This window comes from Arthrobacter sp. NtRootA1, from assembly GCF_019976975.1.
Classification (GTDB): Bacteria; Actinomycetota; Actinomycetes; order Actinomycetales; family Micrococcaceae; genus Arthrobacter; species Arthrobacter aromaticivorans.
The window spans coordinates 4,072,443-4,090,781 of sequence record NZ_AP024630.1 but is presented as its reverse complement, the minus strand read 5'-3'; the positions used below and the strand labels follow the sequence as shown (position 1 = coordinate 4,090,781).

19 protein-coding genes and 1 tRNA gene are annotated in these 18,339 nt (G+C 62.5%); 13 read left to right on the top strand and 7 right to left on the bottom strand.

The window, feature by feature from the left end:
* Window positions 1-124: 124 nt before the first annotated feature.
* Together LDN90_RS18630 and LDN90_RS18625 are read left to right on the top strand one after the other, a co-directional pair.
* Entirely contained in the window at window positions 125-391 is a 267-nt protein-coding gene (locus LDN90_RS18630; RefSeq protein ID WP_216925007.1) for a hypothetical protein, read from the top strand.
* A 128-nt stretch (window positions 392-519) separates the two neighbouring features.
* A tRNA-Tyr gene (locus LDN90_RS18625) sits at window positions 520-601 on the top strand.
* A gap of 156 nt (window positions 602-757) precedes the next feature.
* On the opposite strand, the gene LDN90_RS18620 is transcribed toward LDN90_RS18625, so the two are convergent.
* Together LDN90_RS18620 and LDN90_RS18615 are read right to left on the bottom strand one after the other, a co-directional pair.
* Window positions 758-1,546 (bottom strand): potassium channel family protein, encoded by a 789-nt coding sequence (locus LDN90_RS18620; protein ID WP_223946620.1) that lies wholly within the window; start codon window positions 1,544-1,546, stop codon window positions 758-760.
* A gap of 45 nt (window positions 1,547-1,591) precedes the next feature.
* Window positions 1,592-1,813: a hypothetical protein gene (locus tag LDN90_RS18615; RefSeq protein WP_223946619.1), complete on the bottom strand. Its 222-nt coding sequence runs from the start codon at window positions 1,811-1,813 to the stop codon at window positions 1,592-1,594.
* A gap of 190 nt (window positions 1,814-2,003) precedes the next feature.
* Between LDN90_RS18615 and LDN90_RS18610 the strand changes: the two genes are divergently transcribed.
* Complete coding sequence (locus LDN90_RS18610; protein ID WP_223946618.1) at window positions 2,004-2,549, top strand: acyl-CoA thioesterase; 546 nt, start codon at window positions 2,004-2,006, stop codon at window positions 2,547-2,549.
* A gap of 6 nt (window positions 2,550-2,555) precedes the next feature.
* Here the strand turns inward: LDN90_RS18610 and LDN90_RS18605 are convergent, their stop codons facing one another.
* Genes LDN90_RS18605 through LDN90_RS18595 form a run of 3 tightly spaced genes read right to left on the bottom strand, consistent with a single transcriptional unit; the run spans window position 2,556 to window position 5,009 of the window.
* Window positions 2,556-3,356, bottom strand: a complete 801-nt coding sequence (locus tag LDN90_RS18605; RefSeq protein WP_223946617.1) for an ABC transporter permease subunit — start codon at window positions 3,354-3,356, stop codon at window positions 2,556-2,558.
* A complete protein-coding gene (locus tag LDN90_RS18600) occupies window positions 3,349-4,335 on the bottom strand; it encodes an ABC transporter ATP-binding protein (protein WP_223946616.1) in 987 nt (328 codons plus the stop codon). The genes LDN90_RS18605 and LDN90_RS18600 overlap by 8 nt, the downstream gene beginning before the upstream one ends.
* On the bottom strand, window positions 4,332-5,009 hold the full coding sequence (locus tag LDN90_RS18595) for a TetR family transcriptional regulator (RefSeq protein WP_216925013.1): 678 nt from the start codon (window positions 5,007-5,009) through the stop codon (window positions 4,332-4,334). The genes LDN90_RS18600 and LDN90_RS18595 overlap by 4 nt, the downstream gene beginning before the upstream one ends.
* Window positions 5,010-5,211: 202 nt before the next feature.
* Here LDN90_RS18595 and LDN90_RS18590 point away from each other — a divergent pair, with 202 nt between their 5' ends.
* Both LDN90_RS18590 and LDN90_RS18585 read left to right on the top strand, forming a co-directional pair.
* On the top strand, window positions 5,212-7,026 hold the full coding sequence (locus tag LDN90_RS18590) for a GDSL-type esterase/lipase family protein (protein ID WP_223946615.1): 1,815 nt from the start codon (window positions 5,212-5,214) through the stop codon (window positions 7,024-7,026).
* Window positions 7,027-7,107: 81 nt separating this feature from the next.
* Complete coding sequence (locus LDN90_RS18585; RefSeq protein WP_223946614.1) at window positions 7,108-7,485, top strand: thioredoxin family protein; 378 nt, start codon at window positions 7,108-7,110, stop codon at window positions 7,483-7,485.
* A 120-nt stretch (window positions 7,486-7,605) separates the two neighbouring features.
* On the opposite strand, the gene LDN90_RS18580 is transcribed toward LDN90_RS18585, so the two are convergent.
* Window positions 7,606-7,884 (bottom strand): antibiotic biosynthesis monooxygenase, encoded by a 279-nt coding sequence (locus LDN90_RS18580; protein ID WP_216925016.1) that lies wholly within the window; start codon window positions 7,882-7,884, stop codon window positions 7,606-7,608.
* An 83-nt stretch (window positions 7,885-7,967) separates the two neighbouring features.
* On the opposite strand from LDN90_RS18580, the gene LDN90_RS18575 reads away from it, so the two are divergent.
* Together LDN90_RS18575 and LDN90_RS18570 are read left to right on the top strand one after the other, a co-directional pair.
* Window positions 7,968-9,644, top strand: a complete 1,677-nt coding sequence (locus tag LDN90_RS18575) for an AMP-binding protein (protein ID WP_223946613.1) — start codon at window positions 7,968-7,970, stop codon at window positions 9,642-9,644.
* A gap of 132 nt (window positions 9,645-9,776) precedes the next feature.
* On the top strand, window positions 9,777-10,697 hold the full coding sequence (locus LDN90_RS18570) for a hypothetical protein (protein WP_223946612.1): 921 nt from the start codon (window positions 9,777-9,779) through the stop codon (window positions 10,695-10,697).
* 66 nt (window positions 10,698-10,763) lie between these two features.
* Here LDN90_RS18570 and LDN90_RS18565 read toward each other — a convergent pair whose 3' ends face one another.
* Entirely contained in the window at window positions 10,764-11,738 is a 975-nt protein-coding gene (locus LDN90_RS18565) for a 3-methyladenine DNA glycosylase (RefSeq protein WP_223946611.1), read from the bottom strand.
* 132 nt (window positions 11,739-11,870) lie between these two features.
* Here LDN90_RS18565 and LDN90_RS18560 point away from each other — a divergent pair, with 132 nt between their 5' ends.
* The 6 genes from LDN90_RS18560 to LDN90_RS18535 all read left to right on the top strand — a co-directional run bounded on the left by LDN90_RS18560 (window position 11,871) and on the right by LDN90_RS18535 (window position 18,314).
* Entirely contained in the window at window positions 11,871-12,263 is a 393-nt protein-coding gene (locus LDN90_RS18560; protein ID WP_216925020.1) for a VOC family protein, read from the top strand.
* 57 nt (window positions 12,264-12,320) lie between these two features.
* Complete coding sequence (locus tag LDN90_RS18555; protein WP_216925021.1) at window positions 12,321-13,706, top strand: cystathionine beta-synthase; 1,386 nt, start codon at window positions 12,321-12,323, stop codon at window positions 13,704-13,706.
* A 48-nt stretch (window positions 13,707-13,754) separates the two neighbouring features.
* Window positions 13,755-14,924 (top strand): cystathionine gamma-synthase, encoded by a 1,170-nt coding sequence (locus LDN90_RS18550; RefSeq protein ID WP_223946610.1) that lies wholly within the window; start codon window positions 13,755-13,757, stop codon window positions 14,922-14,924.
* A gap of 4 nt (window positions 14,925-14,928) precedes the next feature.
* Window positions 14,929-16,218, top strand: a complete 1,290-nt coding sequence (locus LDN90_RS18545; RefSeq protein ID WP_223946609.1) for a glycosyltransferase 87 family protein — start codon at window positions 14,929-14,931, stop codon at window positions 16,216-16,218.
* A 150-nt stretch (window positions 16,219-16,368) separates the two neighbouring features.
* Window positions 16,369-16,893, top strand: coding sequence for a helix-turn-helix domain-containing protein (locus LDN90_RS18540; protein WP_223946608.1), 525 nt, complete (start codon window positions 16,369-16,371; stop codon window positions 16,891-16,893).
* Entirely contained in the window at window positions 16,890-18,314 is a 1,425-nt protein-coding gene (locus LDN90_RS18535; RefSeq protein WP_223946607.1) for an MFS transporter, read from the top strand. Before LDN90_RS18540 ends, LDN90_RS18535 begins: the two co-directional genes overlap by 4 nt.
* Window positions 18,315-18,339: the final 25 nt, after the last annotated feature.

The following is an 18,339-nucleotide window of genomic DNA, read 5'->3' as shown; positions in this document are numbered from 1 at the left end:
ACGGAAGGCGCGGGATGGGGCCGTGGATAACTCTCACAGTTCGCTCACAGCACATGCTTGGTTGGAACCGAGGTGGATGTTTGAGAGTTGTACCAGTTGGAAGAGCCCACCCCCGGAGGTAAGCATGAGCCACAAAGCCGTCCACTACGTCACGAAGTCCGCATCCGCGGCGGCTGGTTCGATCGGTACGGCGGCCGCAGCCGCGGCGAGTGCGGTGGCAGCGGTGACCGTAGCGGCGTCGATCGTCCTGAGTCCGGTGCCGGATGCGGCTTCGCGTATGGATGGGGTGCATGCGGATTTGCAGCGGGCTGTGGAGCTTAACCAAATCACGGCTGAGCAAGCTGAAAAGTTTGAAGCGAAACTGGCTGGCCGGATCCTCGGAGAAGCCTGAAATACAGGCCATTCGGGCGTGTCTGCCCTCGATTAGATTCTTGGCCGGAAGTTCTGTAAGGTTGTCTCTGCCTTCGGTTACCGGATCGAAAAGAAACGGTCTCCGGAAGTGATCTTCTTTTGAAGTTCGGCAGATTACCCGAGCGGCCAAAGGGGGCTGACTGTAAATCAGCTGGCAACGCCTACGGGGGTTCGAATCCCTCATCTGCCACCCAATGGGAAATCCCCGGAACCAACAGGTTCCGGGGATTTTTCGCGTTCGAGGGTACACGCGTCAGGAATGCGGGGCCAGGGAACCCGCGGCTCCCGCTCTTGTTCGCTGACCTCACCCTTGTGCGGAGGGGAATTCGAACGATTCCGGGACTTCTCAGCTGGCCGTTGACTCCGTGCCAGTGTCACGCCCAGCAACCGCGCTCTCCCGAAGCTCGGCGATCTCACGCCGCAGCGCTGCAATTTCAGTGACAAGGTCTGCCAACTCAGCGCGGACCGGTTCTTCGGCGGCTGCTGCTTTGGTTTCCGCGGCGGCAGCCACGTCTTCTGCGTTTTCCTCGATTCGTTGCACCAGCCACGAGGCAATGGAGGCCGTCACGATACCCAGGACGGCAATCCCGCTCATCATGAGCGCTGCCGCCACGATCCTGCCGATGGGGGTGACGGGGTAGAGGTCTCCGTAGCCAACTGTGGTGATGGTGGTGATGGCCCACCATGCAGCGTCGCCGAAGGTCAGGATCTTGGCGTCCGGGGCGTTCTGTTCCACATCAAGGACTGCCAAGGCGCCGATAAGCACCAACATGGCGGCCGACCCTGCAACGTATGTGGCGACGCGTCCGCGCAGGGTTTCTCCCACGGTGCGTTGCAGTACGGACAGGAGAGTGACTAGCCGAAGGAGTCGGAGTGGCCGGAAGAAGGGGAGCACCACGATGAGGAGCTCATGCAGGTTCCAGATGAACCATCGCCTTCGATCCTCGGCCAGCCAAAGGTTGGCGAAGTAGTCCAGCGCGAAGATCCCCCAGGTAATCCAGAGGATTATTTCGAAGGGAAGGCCGGCCGCGCCGTCTACCCGTCCTATGACCTGCCAGGCATATGCCGCGAGGAAAATCAGTGCGGTCGCCATCAGGGGCCATTCGACGAGGTCCCGGTATCGCGCTTGAGTCATACGGGAATCCTAGCCACAGCAGCAACGCACGCCACTGAAAACGGATCAGACGCTGGGCGTCTCCAGCCAGTATCCGTCCATGTGGTGAACCAGTTGCCGGCCCAAACCGCCCTTGAGCTGAACCCAGAGAGTGCTGCGGTCATCGGTCATGCCGTCGATGGTTCCTTCGATGCGGTTGCCCCGGGCGTCCCGGAGCACGACGTCCTGGTGCCGGGCGAGCTCGGGCCAGACGTCGGCGTGCGGCTTCGTGGTTTGCAGTGTGCTCAAAGGGATCTCCCTAGGTGTGAGTCGGTGTTTCCGGGTTTCAGATATTGTGCACGGGATGGATGAACTGGCGGTAAACGTTTGTGCAATCGTTGGACATAAAGCCCCGGATGTACTACCGCGGCGCCTGCAGCATGTCCACCATGCGGTCGGCCTATTCCCCCGGAAGTTACTCGCAAGTAACATTGATTGCATGCATTTGCTTCTTCGCACCCTCATGCTGCTGTTTACTTCATCCAAGCGTTCACCCTTGGGTGCTTGGGAAGCGTCCTCGCTGCCCCTGCGGGTTCTGCCGACGGACATCGACATCGCGATGCATGTGAACAACGGTATGTATTTCTCCTTAATGGACCTTGGCCGTTTCGACCTCATGGTTCGGAGCGGTATCTGGAAAAAGATGCGCAGACGCGGTTGGAGCCCCGTTGCAGCCGGAGAGACCATCTCTTTCCGCAAGTCATTGCAACTCTGGCAGCGCTACACCATCGAAACGCGCATCATCGGACTGGACACCAAAGCTATCTACTTTGAGCAGCGCATGGTGGTGGACGGCGAGATTTACGCACGCGCCCACATCGCAACGCGCCTGGTAAGCAAGGGGAAGCCAGTGACGCAGGAGGAGATCATTGCTGAGTTCGGCGCGCCACCGGCTGATCTGGAATTACCGGAGTGGATCCATGAGTGGCGGGAAAACAATGCGCTCCCAGGAGCGCGCCGGCCAGCTCCGCATATGTGGGCCTAGGGGAGCTCAAACACCTACGTCCCGCCGCTGAAGCGCAACCGCGCCCAGGGCGATAAGCGCCGCGGAGATACCAAGTAAGCCTGCAGCCGCTCCCCAATCAGCGCCGTTCGTTATCGGTGAATTGCCGTACGCCCAGTGGTACGGCGAAAGGTTCAGCAGCCAGTCGACGTCGGGGCTTTGCCTCCCAACAGCGTTGAAGACATAGCCGAGGACGGCGACGGCCGCACCGGCAGCAATTGCATAGACCTTCCGCCCCGTCAGCGCACCCACGCACAGCGCCGCTGTTCCACTCAGCAGTGCCAAAGCGGCAAACAGCACTACCGCGCCGAAGAGATGCCCGACGTCGATGTCCAGTTTCGAGGGCCCGTTCAGCACCAGCACCAGCAGGAAGACCAAGGCCGAAAGGATCCCGACGCGCACCACGAGTGCCAGGGCTCGTTCAAGGACCACCTGGATTCGGGTCACGCTATGGGCAAGGGTCAATTCCAGCAGCCCCGATTCTTCGTCCCCGCCCACTGCAGCCGCGCCCCAGCCTACGGATGCCATGGACATCAGCAGGAAACCGATCAGGCCGAACATGGTGGCCTGTGTATAACCAGGTCCGGTGGCTATCTGGTCATAGTTCAGGGCTTTGGTCATCTCTTGGGGGAGTGCGTCGATCATTTGCTGCATTTGCGCGCTGCCCCCGATGGACGGATAAAGGGGCAGGTACAGCATGATCGCGCCCGTCAGTCCCAAGGCCCACGCGAGGGTGGACCGCCACGAGTCTGTCAAGGCTTTGGTGAAGAGGGGGAGGAACCTAGGCATGGTGCGCTCCTTCCGTGTGGCTCACGGATTTGTGTCCATTTCCATTCCCCACATAGTGCCCCGTGTAGAGAGTCAACACGGCCTCCTCCAAATCCGGTTCCTCCAGGACGAGGTTTTTGAGGTTCAGCCGAGCCAGCTCCTGCACCAGTGGCTGGACCTGACCGGAAAGTGTCGCCGTTGCTTCGACGGCGGCTTCCGCTGCGCCGTCGCCGGGAAGCTCCCGCAGCACAACGTTGGCGACGCCAGGCACTCGCGCCAGCAGCGCGCCGACGTCGTTCGCTTCCGCGCCGGCCGCGTTGAACCGCAACTGCCGTACAGCCGCGTTCCGCAAGGCCTCAACAGTGGAGATTGTCACGATGCCGCCATCGCGGAGGATAGCTACGGTGTCGGCGGCCTGCTGGACCTCGCTCAGGACGTGTGAGCTGAGGAAGACCGTTGCGCCGCCGTCCACCACTTCGCGGACCAGTGCATGGAACTCCTGTTGGACCAGGGGATCCAGGCCGCTGGTTGGTTCATCGAGCACCAGGAGCTCGGGGCGGTGCATAAATGCCTGCAGCAGGCCGAGCTTCTGCTTGTTCCCCTTGGAGAGCTTGCGGGTCTGCCGGTCCAAATCCAGATCCAGCCGCTCTGCCAACTCGTTAACATACTTGGGCTCTACCGGGCCGCTGATAGCGGCGAAGTGTTCAAGCATGCGCCGGCCCGTGGTTCGGTTCTCCAAGTGAAGTTCGCCCGGGAGATAACCGATCCTTCGGCGCAGCCCGGTTCCGGCGCGGCGTGGATCCCGCCCCAACACTGAAATGGTTCCCGCGCTTGGCCGGATGATATCCAGCAGGCAGCGCATGGTGGTGGTTTTGCCCGCTCCATTCGGTCCAATAACGCCGAAGACCGTTCCCGGTTCGACGGCGAAATCGAGTCCGTGGAGGACCTCGCGCTGGCCGAACTTCTTGCGCAACCCTTCGACGACGATTGCCTGGGTCACGGGGCATGCTCCCTTCCTTGGTTGTTGGTGTCTTGTTGCAGGGCGTCGCGGGCCGCATCCAGGAATCGCGAATCCGCATAGAAGCCGTTGGTGTAGATGTCCAGCGCGGGGACGGTCAGTTGCCGCAGCAGTTCCGGTCCTATGCCGTGCGGTTCTATTACGTCCGCTCCCAGCGCCCGTGAGAGGTGCCTGCCGAGCATGAGCATGGAGAGGCTGTTTGACGCGACGACGACGGCGGTGGATCGGACGTCGTCGAATTCGCGGATTGTGCCGGCGGCGATCCCGGCCTCGATAACGTCCTGCGTCTGGCGCACAACGGCGTCGAAGAATGCGTCGCCAGCCTCGGATTCGTCCCCCAGGGAGCGCCGAATGTAGGCGATCTCATCGGCGTACTGGTCCGGATGGTTGAGGTAGTCCTGGATCAATTGACGTGTAGTGGCGGGGTCGGTTTTCTCCTTGCCCTGGCTGGCGGTCTGCGCAAGGACATGCTGGTCGCATGCTTCGCGCAGACCTGCCTTGCTGCCGAAATGGTGGATCACCAAGCCGGGGCTGACCCCCGCCGCAGAGGCGACCGCCCGGACGGTGGCAGGGCCGAAACCATCGCGGCCGAACAGCCCGATTGCGGCATCGCGAATGCGCGCCCGGGTGGTTAAATCCTCTGCGGTTAAACGCATGTTTCATACACTAAACACTTGTTCAATCGCGATCAAGAGGCCGCGAACATAACGATGTGACACCGAACGTTGAGTCGTCGCTGCATGAAGTCCCGGCGTCGAAGATACTGGCTTCACTGTCTTCGTGGGGGAGCAGTGACGGGGCCCATGGGTCCGAAGATGCAGGGGTAGATAAGTGGGTTGTGCAGGGTCGGCTTCGTCCTTGAAGAAAAGCAAAATCGCCGGATCAGTGGCGGCGCTGCTGTTGGTCCTTGGCCAGCTCGGAACCTCGGTACCGGTGCAAGCCGTGCCGTCGGCGAGCATCCAGCTTGAGACTTCCACCCCTCCCGTTACGGGTGCCATCGGGCAGCTTTACAGCACGAGCACCTGGGCGCGAAGCGTGCTGATCCGGCCCACGGCAGCTGAGGAATGCTCCAGCACCGGCTGCGTGCAACGGTTCCTCGGTGGCGATATCGCTTGGTCGGCCCGCACGGGAGCGCGGGTGGTGGTCAATGGACCAGTCCGCAACGCATGGTGGGAAGCCGATGGCCCCGCGGGCTATCACGGCTATCCCACAACAGACACAGTCAGCGGCCTGCGTAACGGTGGTTCCAAGCAACTCTTCGAACGAGGAGCGATCAGCTACTCGGCAGCCACTGGAGCCCAACGCACAACAGGGTCCATCCACTTGGCGTGGGGGAGAGCGGGTTTTGAGGCTGGTTTCCTCGGGTACCCGGCTGGCAGCGAACGCACAGGACTGCCCGACGGCGGTGCCTACCAGCTCTTCGAGCGCGGCTTTGTCGTGTGGTCCCCTGCAACTGGGGCCCATCCCTCCATGGGCGCCATACGTGAGCGCTGGCGCCAATCGGGGCTGGAAGGCGGCGAATTTGGCTATCCCACGTCGGATGAAGCTACCGGCCTGCGCAACGGTGGCTCCGCACAGCAGTACCAGCACGGCACCATCATCTGGTCGCCCGCCACCGGCGCGAGGGCCTTGACGGGAGCTATCCGTAGTTACTGGTCCGCGACTGGAGGCCAGAACGGTGCCTTGGGGTATCCGGTCAGCGAGGAATACCGGCAAAACGACTTCGTCTACCAACTTTTCCAGGGCGGCACGGTCTATTGGTCGGCGGCAACGGGTGCGCATTCAACCACCTATGGCGACGTCCACAACCGCTACGTTTCCCTGGGTGGAGCTGCCGGACAGTTGGGCTTGCCCCTCACGGACAAACTGCCTCGTGCCGGGGGACTGGTGCAGCAGTTCGTCAACGGCTGGCTTGTGTGGGGGCCGGCCACGGGAGCACGGATCGTAGGGCACCCGACGTACAAAGTGTGGTCCATCAATCCGGGCGAGTTCGGCTGGCCGGTCCGCGATACCTGGTCCGATGCCAGGGGCTCCCACGTGGCCTTCCAAAAGTTGGAAACCATCTGGAACGATTCCACGCAGGAGTTGTATTCAGCCGAAGCAGTGGACGCCTCCACAGTGGTCTTCCTTGGCGACTCGCAGCTGGACCTTGACTCATGGGGCGAACAGGGTGCCCGAGCCGCTGGCTATACCCGCCAGGTGGTCCGGAGCATCGGTGGGATCGGATACGTTTCGGGGAGCCCCGCGGTCGGTGGCAATTCAGCGACGGATGCCGTGCTCCTGGATCGGATCCTTTTGCCCCAAGGGAACCCAGGGCTGGTGGTGGTCACACTTGGCGGAAACGACGCCCGGATTTTTGCCACCGATGCCGCGATCCTGTCCCAAGCCAACCGGTTGTGGGATGAACTGCGCCGCAAATATCCCCGCAGCACGATCCTTGTCACCGGGGTTCTCTCCCGCTATGACGCCAGCCATTTCCAACGTCGATGGGTGGACGGGCTCTTGACCCGCGAAGCCGCTGTCCGGGGCTGGCCCCGTATCTCGATGGCCGGCACAGCAACTATCGCCGGGGCCACCTGGAACTATCTGGATGATGTGCACATGAACCAAACCGGACACAACAAGGTGGCTCCGCTCTACGCGTCCGCGCTCAAGTACGTTCTGGGCAAGTAGCCGTTTATTCCCGGTGACGCGGGAAGCGAACAACGCCCCTCTCCACGGGACTTAGCGAGCGGGGTCGCGTACCGTGGAAACATGGCTACAGTTGACATCACTGGAGAACAGTTCGCATCGACCATCGAAGGCAATGACATTGTCCTGGTGGATTTCTGGGCTGCCTGGTGCGCCCCGTGCCGCCAGTTTGCGCCCACTTATGGGGCAGCTTCTGAGAAGCACCCGGACGTGGTCTTCGCGAAAGTGGACACCGAGGCTGAGCAGCAGCTCGCCGCCGAAGCCGGGATTACGTCTATCCCGACGCTCATGGCATTCCGTGAGAAAGTGCTTGTCTTCTCGCAGCCGGGTGCCCTCAACGGCCCGCAGCTGGAGCAGGTCATTGAGGCCGTGAAGGGCCTGGACATGGAAGAAGTCCACGCCCATGTGGCCAAGGCACGTGCCGAGGCCCAGGAAAGCTAGTACCAACCCGGCGAAATCGCCGGAAGCACATCGAGGCCGCCGGAGAGTTCCGGCGGCCTCGATGTTTAAAGGCGTTCCCGCAGTTTTGCAGCGGTTTCGCTGAGCTGGTGCTGGGAGAGATTAGAGCCGTTCGAGCTTGACCGGCTCGGCAAGCAGGGCGCTGAGGGACTCGTTCAGGTCCTGGACGGCAATGCCCTTGGAGTGCTTCTCCAAGGCCTCCTCAGACTCCCAGCGCTCTGTGAGCACCAGCTTCTCCTCAGTGGCTTCGGTCAGTTCATAACGGATGCAGCCGGGCTCGTTGACGACCTCGTCGATCGCGATTTCCAAGGCGAGCTTCACGCGGAAGAATTCGCCGTCGTTGGGGATGAACGTGGCCTGCAGGTCGATGGGTGCACTCATGGATCCAACCCTACCGGGAGGACACGGAGCGGAATGTCCACTTTACGGTTCTGTTGCGCGGACGGTCTTGGTAGCGTTCGGTCATGTTGTCCTACACCGCCGGAGACACTGACGTCCCGCTGCTAGAAGAGACCATCGGTGCCAATTTTGAACGAATCGCAGCGCAGTTTCCGCTCAGGGACGCCCTGATCGAAGCAGCTGCCACACCCGGCGGGGACGCCCGTCGGTGGAGCTACGAAAAGCTTAACGACGACGTCGATCACCTCGCCCGCGCGCTCCTCGCCCAAGGCGTGGAGAAAGGCGAGCGCATCGGCATCTGGAGCCCGAACTGTGCCGAGTGGACCATCCTGCAGTACGCCACGGCAAAGATCGGGGCCGTGCTCGTCAACGTCAACCCGGCTTATCGCAGACACGAACTGGAGTTCGTGGTCAGGCAGAACGGCATGAGGATGCTCGTGGCTGCGCCCTCCGATAAGAACAGCGATTACGTGGGCATGGCCAGGGAGACTGCCGGTGCGTGCCCCGAACTCAGGGAGATCGTCTTCCTCCCCGAGGACCCGGTTGCGGGCCTCTCGGCGGGTGTCCCCGAGGCCGGCCACGAAGTGACATACGCCGAACTCCTGACCCGGGCGGACGGCGTCGGGCCTTCTGCATTACGGGACCGCATGGCTGAACTGGGTCCGCACGATCCCATCAACCTTCAATACACCTCGGGCACTACGGGCTTCCCGAAAGGTGCCACCCTCACGCACCACAGCATCCTCAACAACGGCCATTCGATCGGCCGCCTCCTGGGATATACGGAACATGACCGCGTGGTGATTCCGGTCCCGTTCTACCACTGCTTCGGAATGGTGATCGGGAACCTGAATGCCCTGAGCTTCGGGGCGGCTACCATCATCCCCAGCAGGGGATTCAACCCGTCCGCGGCGTTGGAAGCCGTGCAGGACTTTGGCGGCACATCGCTTTATGGCGTGCCCACCATGTTCATTGCCGAGCTCGCGCTGCCCGACTTCGCCACGTTCGATCTCTCTACGCTCAGGACGGGCGTCATGGCGGGGTCGCTGTGTCCCATGGAGGTGATGCGCCGGGTCATCGATGAGATGCACATGGTGGACGTGGCCATTTGCTACGGCATGACGGAGACTTCGCCGGTATCCACCATGACCCGGGCGGGGGACACTTTGGAACATCGGACCAGCACGGTTGGCAGGACCATGCCGCACCTTGAGAGCCGGATCGTGGATCCGGGTACGGGTGAAGTGGTGGAGCGCGGTGTCATCGGCGAACTGTGCACGCGCGGCTACGCGGTGATGCAGGGTTACTGGGGCCAGCCGGAAAAGACGGCGGAAGCCATTGACGTTGAGGGCTGGATGCACACGGGCGACCTCGCCCGAATGGACGAGGACGGGTATCTGGTGATCGAAGGCCGGATTAAGGACATGGTGATCCGTGGCGGCGAGAACATTTATCCCCGGGAGATCGAGGAGTTCCTGTATCTGCATCCGTCCATCCAGGACGTGCAGGTAATCGGTGTTCCGGATGTCAAATACGGGGAGGAGCTCATGGCCTGCATCATCCTCAAACCGGGGGCGGAAACCCTGACCGCCGAGGACATCGCCGAGTACTGCAGGGGCAAGCTGGCGCATTACAAAATTCCGCGGTACGTCGATGTCCGCGAGAGCTTCCCGATGACCGTCTCGGGCAAGGTCCGGAAGGTAGACATGCGCCAGGAAGCCGTGTCCCGCCTCCACCTCTAAATGCAACGCGGAGTCACTTACGGCCCATGTTGACGACGTTTATGGGCCGTAAGTGACTCCGCGTTGTTGTCATCGGTATCCGGGCTGTGGATAACCCCGTGCTGACAGTTCCAAGCCGACACACTGGAATGCATGGTCCGTATCAACCCTCTGCCCGACGAACTCCAGTACCGTGCCTTCACGACGTACGAGTCCCGGGAGCTCGGTATCCCAGCTAAAAGGCTCAGGGCGAAGGACCTTTCCGACGGCGGTCGGCTGATTCATCTGCCAACGGGACGTGAGATTGAACTGCTGGAACGCGCGCGGGTTCTGGCCGCCGCAACACCCGGCGCCTGGGTTTCGCACGAGACTGCTGCCCTCTTGACCGGGCTGGGGCTTCCCCCTTGGATGGGCGGGGGAGACGCCATCCACCTCAGCAAACCGCATACCCTCCCGAGGGTCCGTCGTGCCGGGGTGACGGGGCATAGAGTGCGCGTCCACCCCGGTGAAGTCATGGATTTCGAGGGAATACCGGTTGCAGTTCGTCCTCGCACCTGGCTGGACTTGGCCAAGGACCTGTCTCTTCCCTATGTCATAGCGATGGGCGACCAGCTGATCCGTCGCCCTCGACCAAGCTTCGAATCACGGTCCGAACCCTATGCTTACCCTTCTGGTCTTCGACTGTTGATTCGGCAGCACCCCAACCTCCAAGGGGTGGAGAAGGCCCGCCTGGCGCTGGACGAAATGCGGGTGGGCGCGGACTCGTATCCAGAAACATTCCTTCGTCTGGCCATGCGGGATGCCGGCCTTCCCGAACCTGAACTACAACTGCAGTTGGACCTGCTGGATCCGATATCACCAAGGGCCGACCTCGGGTACCGGCGGTTTCGAATCGCAGTGCAGTACGACGGCGCCCATCACCTGACACGTGAACAGCAGTCCCGGGACAACCGGCGCGACGAGGCATTCCTCAGAGCGGGGTGGTCTTACTTCAAAGTCAATGCAGACGACCTTGCCGAAGGCTTCGCCGGGGTGATCTCCAGGATCAAGAAGGCCAAACTACGCTCGCCATAAGCAACGCGGGGTCACTTACGGCCCATGGTGAGGGCAAACATGGGCCGTAAGTGACTCCGCGTTGCTTCAGTGGGCGCGGTGGTCCTGGATGGTCATCCGTGGGCCGAAGGTTGGCTTCCGGAAGCCGCTCAGGTAAAGCATGCGGACCAGCCGCTGCCTCTGTCCCCGCCAAGGTTCCAGCAGTTCCAGCATGCCGGCGTCGTCAATTTTCCGTCCCAGCAGCGCATAGCCCACGAACGACGCCAGATGGTAGTCGCCCACGGAAATCGAATCCGGGCAGCCGTGCGTACGTTGGACCACTTCCGCGGCAGTCCAGACGCCGATGCCGGGAATGGTCTGCAGTTTGGCTCCGGCCCGGGACGGGTCCAGCCCAGCCAAGCGTTCAAGCGCGACGGCGGATTGCAGCGCCCGCATTACTGTCGCCGAGCGTTGTGGCCCGACTCCCGCCTTATGCCACTCCCAGGACGGAATGGCCAACCATTGCCGCGCGGTGGGAGGCACGAGGAGCCCGGGAGGAGCCACACTGCCGGGGGCTTTGGTTCCGAAGCGGTACATCAAGTACCGGTAGCCACGCCTTGCCTCCAAGGTGGTGACCTTTTGCTCCAGAATGGTGGGCACCAGCGAGTCAACCAGCCGCCCGGTGGAGGGCAGCCGCAGCGCCAGGTTCCGGCGTCGTGCTTCCGTAACCAAGCGCGGCAGGGTTGCATGGAAGCCGGGTTCGTCGAAAGCCGACCAGTCATCGTCGGCGCCGAGTAGCCGGGGAACGCTGGAAATGGCCTCCTCCGCACCGGGCCCCCACGCCTGGGCGTCCACGAAAGTATCCTCGCCCAGTCCACCCGCAGAGAGCCGCAGGGTGACAGCGCCTGAAAGAGTGGTGAAGGACATCCAGAAACCGGTGGGATGGGCCGCGAAAGAGGGGTCGGCGTTGCCCCGCATCAGGGGAAACATGGTTTGGTCGAGCCTGTAGGAGGCGCCGGGGTGCCATCGGATGGAAGCGTCTGCCGCGGCCGCAACAAGGGGCGGGGCGTCTGCGATGGTCATGTTTTCATGGTCCCACGGCTGGCTGACAATTCACTCCTGTGAGCCTCTTACGGCGGCTGCTTCACGGGTCTAGACTCCCTGATGTGGCGCGGGTGGGCCGCGTCCGAACCCCAAATTCCAGGAGCGCGAACCATGGCCGGAATAGTGCATTTCGAGATTCCCACGGATGACAACGAGAGGGCCAACACTTTTTACCAAAGTGCTTTTGGCTGGAATCTCAGCCCTATGCAGGAAATGGATTACACGATCGCCATCACTACTCCGTCCGATGAAGAGACCGGCAGGCCCAGCGAACCCGGAGCCATCAATGGTGCGCTGTTTCCACGCACGGACAGCCTGAAAAATCCCATCCTCACCATCGATGTGGACGATGTGGATGCTGCCCTCGGCCAAGTGGAATCCGCCGGTGGCTCCATCGTCCAGGGTAGGGACGCCGTCCCCGGGATGGGCTGGTACGCCTACTTCAAGGACACCGAGGGCAACATCCTGGGCCTCTGGCAAACCGACTCCTCGGCCGGGAAGTGATGCTCCGCAAGTGAGGCACGGCGGGGCAGGCTATGGGCAGGCGGTAACTTTGTACCTATGAAGTACGCCCAGTCCGTGTTGGAACTCATTGGCAACACGCCGCTTATCAAGCTCAACCACGTAACGGACGGGATCAAAGCCACCGTCCTGGTCAAGCTCGAGTACGTCAATCCCGGTGGATCCATCAAGGACCGCATCGCTGTGAAGATGATCGAAGAAGCGGAAAAGGACGGGCGGCTGCAGCCGGGCGGGACCATTGTTGAACCGACGTCGGGCAACACCGGAGTCGGCTTGGCGCTTGTAGCCCAGCAGAAGGGCTACAAGTGCGTTTTCGTGGTTCCGGACAAGGTGGGCGAGGACAAGCGGGCGGTCTTGGCCGCGTACGGGGCGGAGGTCGTGGTGACGCCCACGGCTGTTGCCCCCGACAGCCCGCAAAGCTACTACGGCGTCTCAGATCGCCTGGTCAAGGAAATTCCCGGTGCCTTCAAGCCGGACCAGTTCTCCAATCCAGCAGCCCCGGACAGCCACTTCGAGTCAACAGGACCGGAGATCTGGCGCGACACTGACGGCAAGGTGACGCACGTCGTCATCGGCGCCGGAACGGGCGGCACCATCACGGGCACGGGCCGCTTCCTCAAGGAAGTATCGGCAGACAGGCCCGGGTCCGACGGCGGCCGGGTCAAGGTGATCGGCGCGGACCCGGAAGGTTCTGTGTACTCAGGCGGTTCGGGACGCCCCTATTTCGTGGAGGGCGTTGGCGAGGACATGTGGCCCGCCAACTACGACAAGACCGTGCCGGACCAGGTCATTGCAGTATCCGACGCTGATTCATTCGCCATGACCCGCCGCCTTGCACGCGAAGAGGGCCTCCTGGTGGGCGGCTCCTCCGGCATGGCCGTGGTCGCTGCCCTGGAGGCGGCCAAGGACCTGGACGAGTCGGCCGTCGTCGTGGTGATCCTCCCCGATTCGGGCCGCGGCTACCTTGCCAAGATCTTCAACGATCAGTGGATGCGCTCCTACGGCTTCCTCTCCGGCGGCGAAGAGTCATCCGTGGGCGAGGTGCTGAAGTCCAAGACAGGCGAGATGCCGGACCTAGTCCACATCCACCCGAACGAGAGTGTCCGCGACGTCATCAACATCATGAATGAGTTCGGCGTCTCACACATCCCGGTCCTCTCGCAGGAACCGCCGGTGGTCATGGGCGAGGTCCTCGGCGCAGTCGATGAACGCAGCCTCACCACCAAGCTGTTCCGGGGCGAAGCCAAACTAACGGACAAGATTGCCGAACACATGGGGGAGCGCCTGCCCGTTATTGGATCCCTGGAGACCATCTCCGCGGCACGCGAGCTCTTGTCCGACGTAGATACTGTCATGGTCACGTTCGTTGGGGCCCCGGTGGGCATCCTGACGCGCCACGACCTCCTGGCCTACCTGAGCAACTGAGCGCCACGCGCCCACTTCCAACCGTTGAACACTGAAAGAGGAGCTTCCATGTCCGTCAACAACAACGCCGGGTTCAACACGAGGGCCGTCCACGCGGGCCAGGCCTTCGAACCCCGGACCGGCGCTGTGGTGCCCCCTCTGCACTTCAGCTCAACCTACGCCCAGGACGGGATCGGCGGCCTGCGTTCGGGCTACGAGTACGGCCGTGGCGGCAACCCCACGCGTGACGCCCTGCAGGAGCAGCTGGCAGCCCTTGAGGGTGGTTCCGCCGCGTTCTCGTTCGGCTCTGGCCTTGCTGCCGAGGACTCGCTGATCCGCGCTGCGGCCCGCCCCGGGGACCACATCGTCCTGGGCAACGACGCCTACGGTGGCACATACCGCCTCATCGACCGTGTGCTCGGCGACTGGGGCATTGGCAACAGTCCTGTTGACATGTCCGATCTCGACGCTGTGGCACGTGCCGTTGCAGCGAACAAGACGCGCATGGTGTGGGTGGAAACCCCGTCCAACCCCTTGATGAAGATCACCGATATTGCGGCGCTCGCCGCCGTAGCGCACGACGCCGGTGCCCTCCTGGTGGTCGACAACACCTTCGCGTCTCCCTACTTGCAGACCCCGCTGGACCTGGGCGCCGACGTCGTGATCCATTCCACCACCAAGTACATCGGTGGCCACTCGGACGTGGTGGGCGGTGCGATCGTGGTCAACGATCCCGAACTCGCCGAGAAGATCGGCTTCATCCAGTTTGCCGTTGGTGCCGTTTCGGGACCGATGGATGCTTTCCTCACCACGCGGGGCCTGAAGACCCTGGGCGTGCGCATGGACCGGCACAGCGAGAACGGGCAGGCTGTAGCTGAATGGTTGCTACAGCGTCCCGAAGTTGAAGCCGTGCTGTACCCGGGCCTCCCGGACCACCCCGGCCACGAACTCGCTGCCAAGCAGATGAAGAAGTTCGGCGGCATGGTCTCTGTCCAGTTCAAGGGCGGCGAGGCCGCAGCCCGTACAGTTGCCGAATCCACCTCGATTTTCACCCTGGCCGAATCGCTGGGCGGAATCGAATCGCTCATGAACTACCCCTCGGAGATGACGCACGCATCCGTCAAGGGGACCGAACTGGCCGTCCCCGTGAACCTCTTGCGCCTGTCCTGCGGCATCGAGGAGTCCGAAGATCTGATCGCGGACCTTGAGCAGGCCTTCGCCAAGATCAGCAACGGCTGACACTGTGGCTTCTTCTTCACCCACGGTCGTTTCGGCTGCCCAGCGCGGCTGGATCCTGACCATCGCAGGCGTTCTGACCCTCGCCGTCGCCGTTTGGTTCCTCTACACGGACTACAAGCCGTTCCTGAACGACTTCGAGGTCTATTTCTACGGCGGCGGCAAGGTTCTCCAAGGCGGGGACCTTTATGCCGTGCGCGATGGCCTTCCGTTTACCTACCCGCCGTTCGCGGCCTTGCTCTTTGCCGGCCTGGCAGCAATGGGTTTCTTCGCGAGCAGCATGGTCTTCATCATCGCCGCCCTGGCAGGTGCCGCAGTGGTGGCTGCCTGGTTGGCACGCCACTACTTCGGCCCGAAGACATGGCGTTCAGCTTTCGCCGACTATCGCTTCAGGACCACGGCTTTGGTGGGAACGGGAGCGATCCTGCTTCTGGGCCCATGGCGGGATACGTTCGTTTTCGGCCAGATCAACATCATCCTGATGGGCGTGATCCTTGCCGACTTCGCGCTCTACGGTAAGGTGCGGGCGGGCCTCATCCGCTGGCCCGCGGGGCTGTTGATCGGCCTGGCCGCTGGCGTGAAGCTCACGCCGCTGGCGTTCGGACTGTATTTCCTGGTCCGCCGGGACTTCAAGGCCCTCGGGTGGATGGCCGCTGGGTTCTTTGGATCCATCGCCATCGCGTGGGCCATCCTGCCGCAAGCATCCCTGGCATTCTGGACCCAGATCCTCCCCGATACCGGGCGCATCGGTGGTCCGGCCTACGTGGACAACCTGTCCGTCAAGGGGCTGCTCCTGCACTTCGGCATGCCGGATTCCTCTCTCACCAGCTTGGTGTGGATGGTTCTTTCGCTGGGACTCGCGATCCTCGCGGCCTTGGTCATCAAATGGGCCGTGGATGTGGAAGAAAACTTCATCGCGGTCTCGGCCACAGCCATCCTGATGCTCCTGATCAGTCCTGTCTCCTGGTCCCACCACTGGGTGTGGGTGGCAGTGGCCCTGCCGAGCATGGCCTTCGCGATGCATCGGGTGCCGTCCCGCAGCGGGCGCATGCGAACAGCAGGGTGGATCATCGTGGCCTGTTCCACGGTTGCCTTCTATATGACGCCAAAGAACCTTGCCGTCTGGGCCGGTGCTGCCGAGTGGGGCAAGGACCCCCAGACGCAATGGCAGCTGATGGTGTCAAGCCTGGGTGTGGTGTGCGGAATCGCGCTGCTGGTGTACTGGGCCTTGGCTTACCGGCCTTCGCGCACGGGCCTCGTTCCCGCAGGAGCACGCGCTGGGAACGTGGCTTCCTGACTTCCTTTGCCGTGCTTTTCAGGGCAGATCAACCCAAATAGGGTGCTTCCGAGGATTTTGAACTGCAAAGAAGGTCAGGAAGCAGCGGCGCTCACCAGGACAACTGCAGCGAGCGTGGCTTTCTTTAGAAAAGTCATGTACTTTGTCCACATGCCTTTACGATCCGACTGGTCCGCCCGGACGTGCAGCCTGGCCCGCGGACTCGATGTCCTGGGCGATCCATGGGGAAGCCTGGTCCTGCGCGAGATCTTCTTCGGGAACGGGCGCTTCGACGCCATCAAGCAGCGGCTGGAAGTGGCGGACAACGTACTCAGCAAACGGCTCGGATGGCTCCTCGAGGCCGGTCTGCTGGCTCAACGTCCCTACCAGGATGGTGCCCGGACCCGCCAGGAATACGTGCTCACCCCCAAGGGCGAGGACGCTCTCCCGGTCCTCAACGCCATCATCATTTGGGCCGAGAAGCACCTGAACGCACCTAACGAGGTGTCCCACATGCGCGTCATTCATACTGACTGCGGACAAGTCACGGCATCAGCAGACACCTGCACCCACTGTGGGGTCCAGCTGACGGCCGCCAACACGAGCTGGCATAGTTTCACCCGCAGCGACCATCCGCTTCCACTGGCCGTCGCTCCCGCTTTAGCAACTTCCCCTGAAACGGAGTTCTCCGCATGACCGCTCCCGATGTCACAGGAACTCCGACAAGCGATGAAAAAGTCCCAACCAGCAAGCAACCCCGCAAGCAACCCCAACCCCGCAAGCAATCCAGTCGCAGGCTTCACCCGGCCTGGATCGTGGCCGCCGTAGCTTTCCTTGCCCTGGTTGGGGCGGCCGGCTTCAGGGCCGCGCCCGGAGTACTGATGGTCCCGCTGCAACAGGAATTCGGCTGGTCCACCACAGTGTTGTCCCTTGCGGTAAGCATCAACCTCGTCCTGTTCGGGCTAACGGCACCCTTCGCCGCTGCCCTCATGGAACGGTTCGGCATACGCAAAGTCACCTCGCTCGCGCTTTGCCTGATTGGTCTGGGCTCAGCGCTAACTGTCTTCGTGAACCAGTCTTGGCAGATCCTGCTCACCTGGGGCGTGCTTATTGGCCTGGGAACGGGATCAATGGCCCTCGTCTTCGCAGCCACCATCGCCAACACCTGGTTCGCCAAGAGTCGTGGCTTGGTCATTGGCATCCTGACCGCCGGCAGCGCCGCTGGCCAGCTCGTCTTCCTACCCTTCATCGCCGCCCTGGCCCAGAACCCGGGCTGGCGGGGCGCGTCGCTGCTCATTGCCGCCGGGGCGCTCGCTGTAGTACCGCTGGTCCTGCGCTGGCTGCGGAACTCACCAGCCGACGTCGGCGCGTTGCCTTATGGTGCGGAAGCACCTGGCGCCAATCCCTTCGGTTCAAAGACCACGACGCCGGGCGTTGCAGTTGCGTCGCCACCGGTGGGTTCCGTAACGGCCAAGCCGGACTCGGCGAACGCAGCCGTCCGGGCGTTGCAGGTCCTCAAACGTGCCAGCAAAGTCCGTACGTTCTGGGCGTTGGCGGCGGGTTTCGCCATTTGCGGCGCGACGACCAACGGGCTCATTGGAACGCACTTCATTCCCTCAGCGCACGATCACGGCATGCCGGAAACAACAGCGGCGGGCTTGCTGGCCGTCGTCGGGATCTTCGACATCGTGGGGACCATCGCCTCCGGGTGGCTGACAGACCGCTTCAACCCCAAGGTCCTGTTGGCGGTGTACTACCAGTTCCGGGGGATCGGGCTGTTGGTCCTGCCTCTGTTGTTGGGCTCATCCGTGGAACCCAGCATGATCATCTTCGTCGTGGTCTACGGCCTGGACTGGGTAGCTACGGTGCCTCCCACGGCAGCCATCTGCCGCTCGGTGTTCGGCGCCGATGGCTCCGTGGTGTTCGGCTGGGTGTTTGCGGCCCATCAGCTCGGTGCAGCCGCTGCCGCACTGGCCGCCGGTTTTATCCGCGATGCCACCGGCCACTACAACTACGCCTGGCTGGGCGCAGCCGCGATGTGCACGGTAGCTGCGGTGATCAGCGCAACCATCCGCAAGGATGCAGCAAAGAAACAACCCACACCGGTTTCCGCCTGACCCAGGCCTGCCGAGCCGGCAGCCC

What these genes read in the sequence shown, in the direction of transcription:
- LDN90_RS18575 (WP_223946613.1), top strand. Translation starts at nt 7,968, where the DNA reads ATGTTGTCCTACACCGCCGGAGACACTGACGTCCCGCTGCTAGAAGAG.
- LDN90_RS18605 (WP_223946617.1), bottom strand. Translation starts at nt 3,356, where the DNA reads ATGCCTAGGTTCCTCCCCCTCTTCACCAAAGCCTTGACAGACTCGTGG.
- LDN90_RS18550 (WP_223946610.1), top strand. Translation starts at nt 13,755, where the DNA reads ATGTCCGTCAACAACAACGCCGGGTTCAACACGAGGGCCGTCCACGCG.
- LDN90_RS18610 (WP_223946618.1), top strand. Translation starts at nt 2,004, where the DNA reads ATGCATTTGCTTCTTCGCACCCTCATGCTGCTGTTTACTTCATCCAAG.
- LDN90_RS18555 (WP_216925021.1), top strand. Translation starts at nt 12,321, where the DNA reads ATGAAGTACGCCCAGTCCGTGTTGGAACTCATTGGCAACACGCCGCTT.
- LDN90_RS18535 (WP_223946607.1), top strand. Translation starts at nt 16,890, where the DNA reads ATGACCGCTCCCGATGTCACAGGAACTCCGACAAGCGATGAAAAAGTC.
- LDN90_RS18630 (WP_216925007.1), top strand. Translation starts at nt 125, where the DNA reads ATGAGCCACAAAGCCGTCCACTACGTCACGAAGTCCGCATCCGCGGCG.
- LDN90_RS18570 (WP_223946612.1), top strand. Translation starts at nt 9,777, where the DNA reads ATGGTCCGTATCAACCCTCTGCCCGACGAACTCCAGTACCGTGCCTTC.
- LDN90_RS18620 (WP_223946620.1), bottom strand. Translation starts at nt 1,546, where the DNA reads ATGACTCAAGCGCGATACCGGGACCTCGTCGAATGGCCCCTGATGGCG.
- LDN90_RS18585 (WP_223946614.1), top strand. Translation starts at nt 7,108, where the DNA reads ATGGCTACAGTTGACATCACTGGAGAACAGTTCGCATCGACCATCGAA.
- LDN90_RS18560 (WP_216925020.1), top strand. Translation starts at nt 11,871, where the DNA reads ATGGCCGGAATAGTGCATTTCGAGATTCCCACGGATGACAACGAGAGG.
- LDN90_RS18540 (WP_223946608.1), top strand. Translation starts at nt 16,369, where the DNA reads ATGCCTTTACGATCCGACTGGTCCGCCCGGACGTGCAGCCTGGCCCGC.
- LDN90_RS18595 (WP_216925013.1), bottom strand. Translation starts at nt 5,009, where the DNA reads ATGCGTTTAACCGCAGAGGATTTAACCACCCGGGCGCGCATTCGCGAT.
- LDN90_RS18580 (WP_216925016.1), bottom strand. Translation starts at nt 7,884, where the DNA reads ATGAGTGCACCCATCGACCTGCAGGCCACGTTCATCCCCAACGACGGC.
- LDN90_RS18565 (WP_223946611.1), bottom strand. Translation starts at nt 11,738, where the DNA reads ATGACCATCGCAGACGCCCCGCCCCTTGTTGCGGCCGCGGCAGACGCT.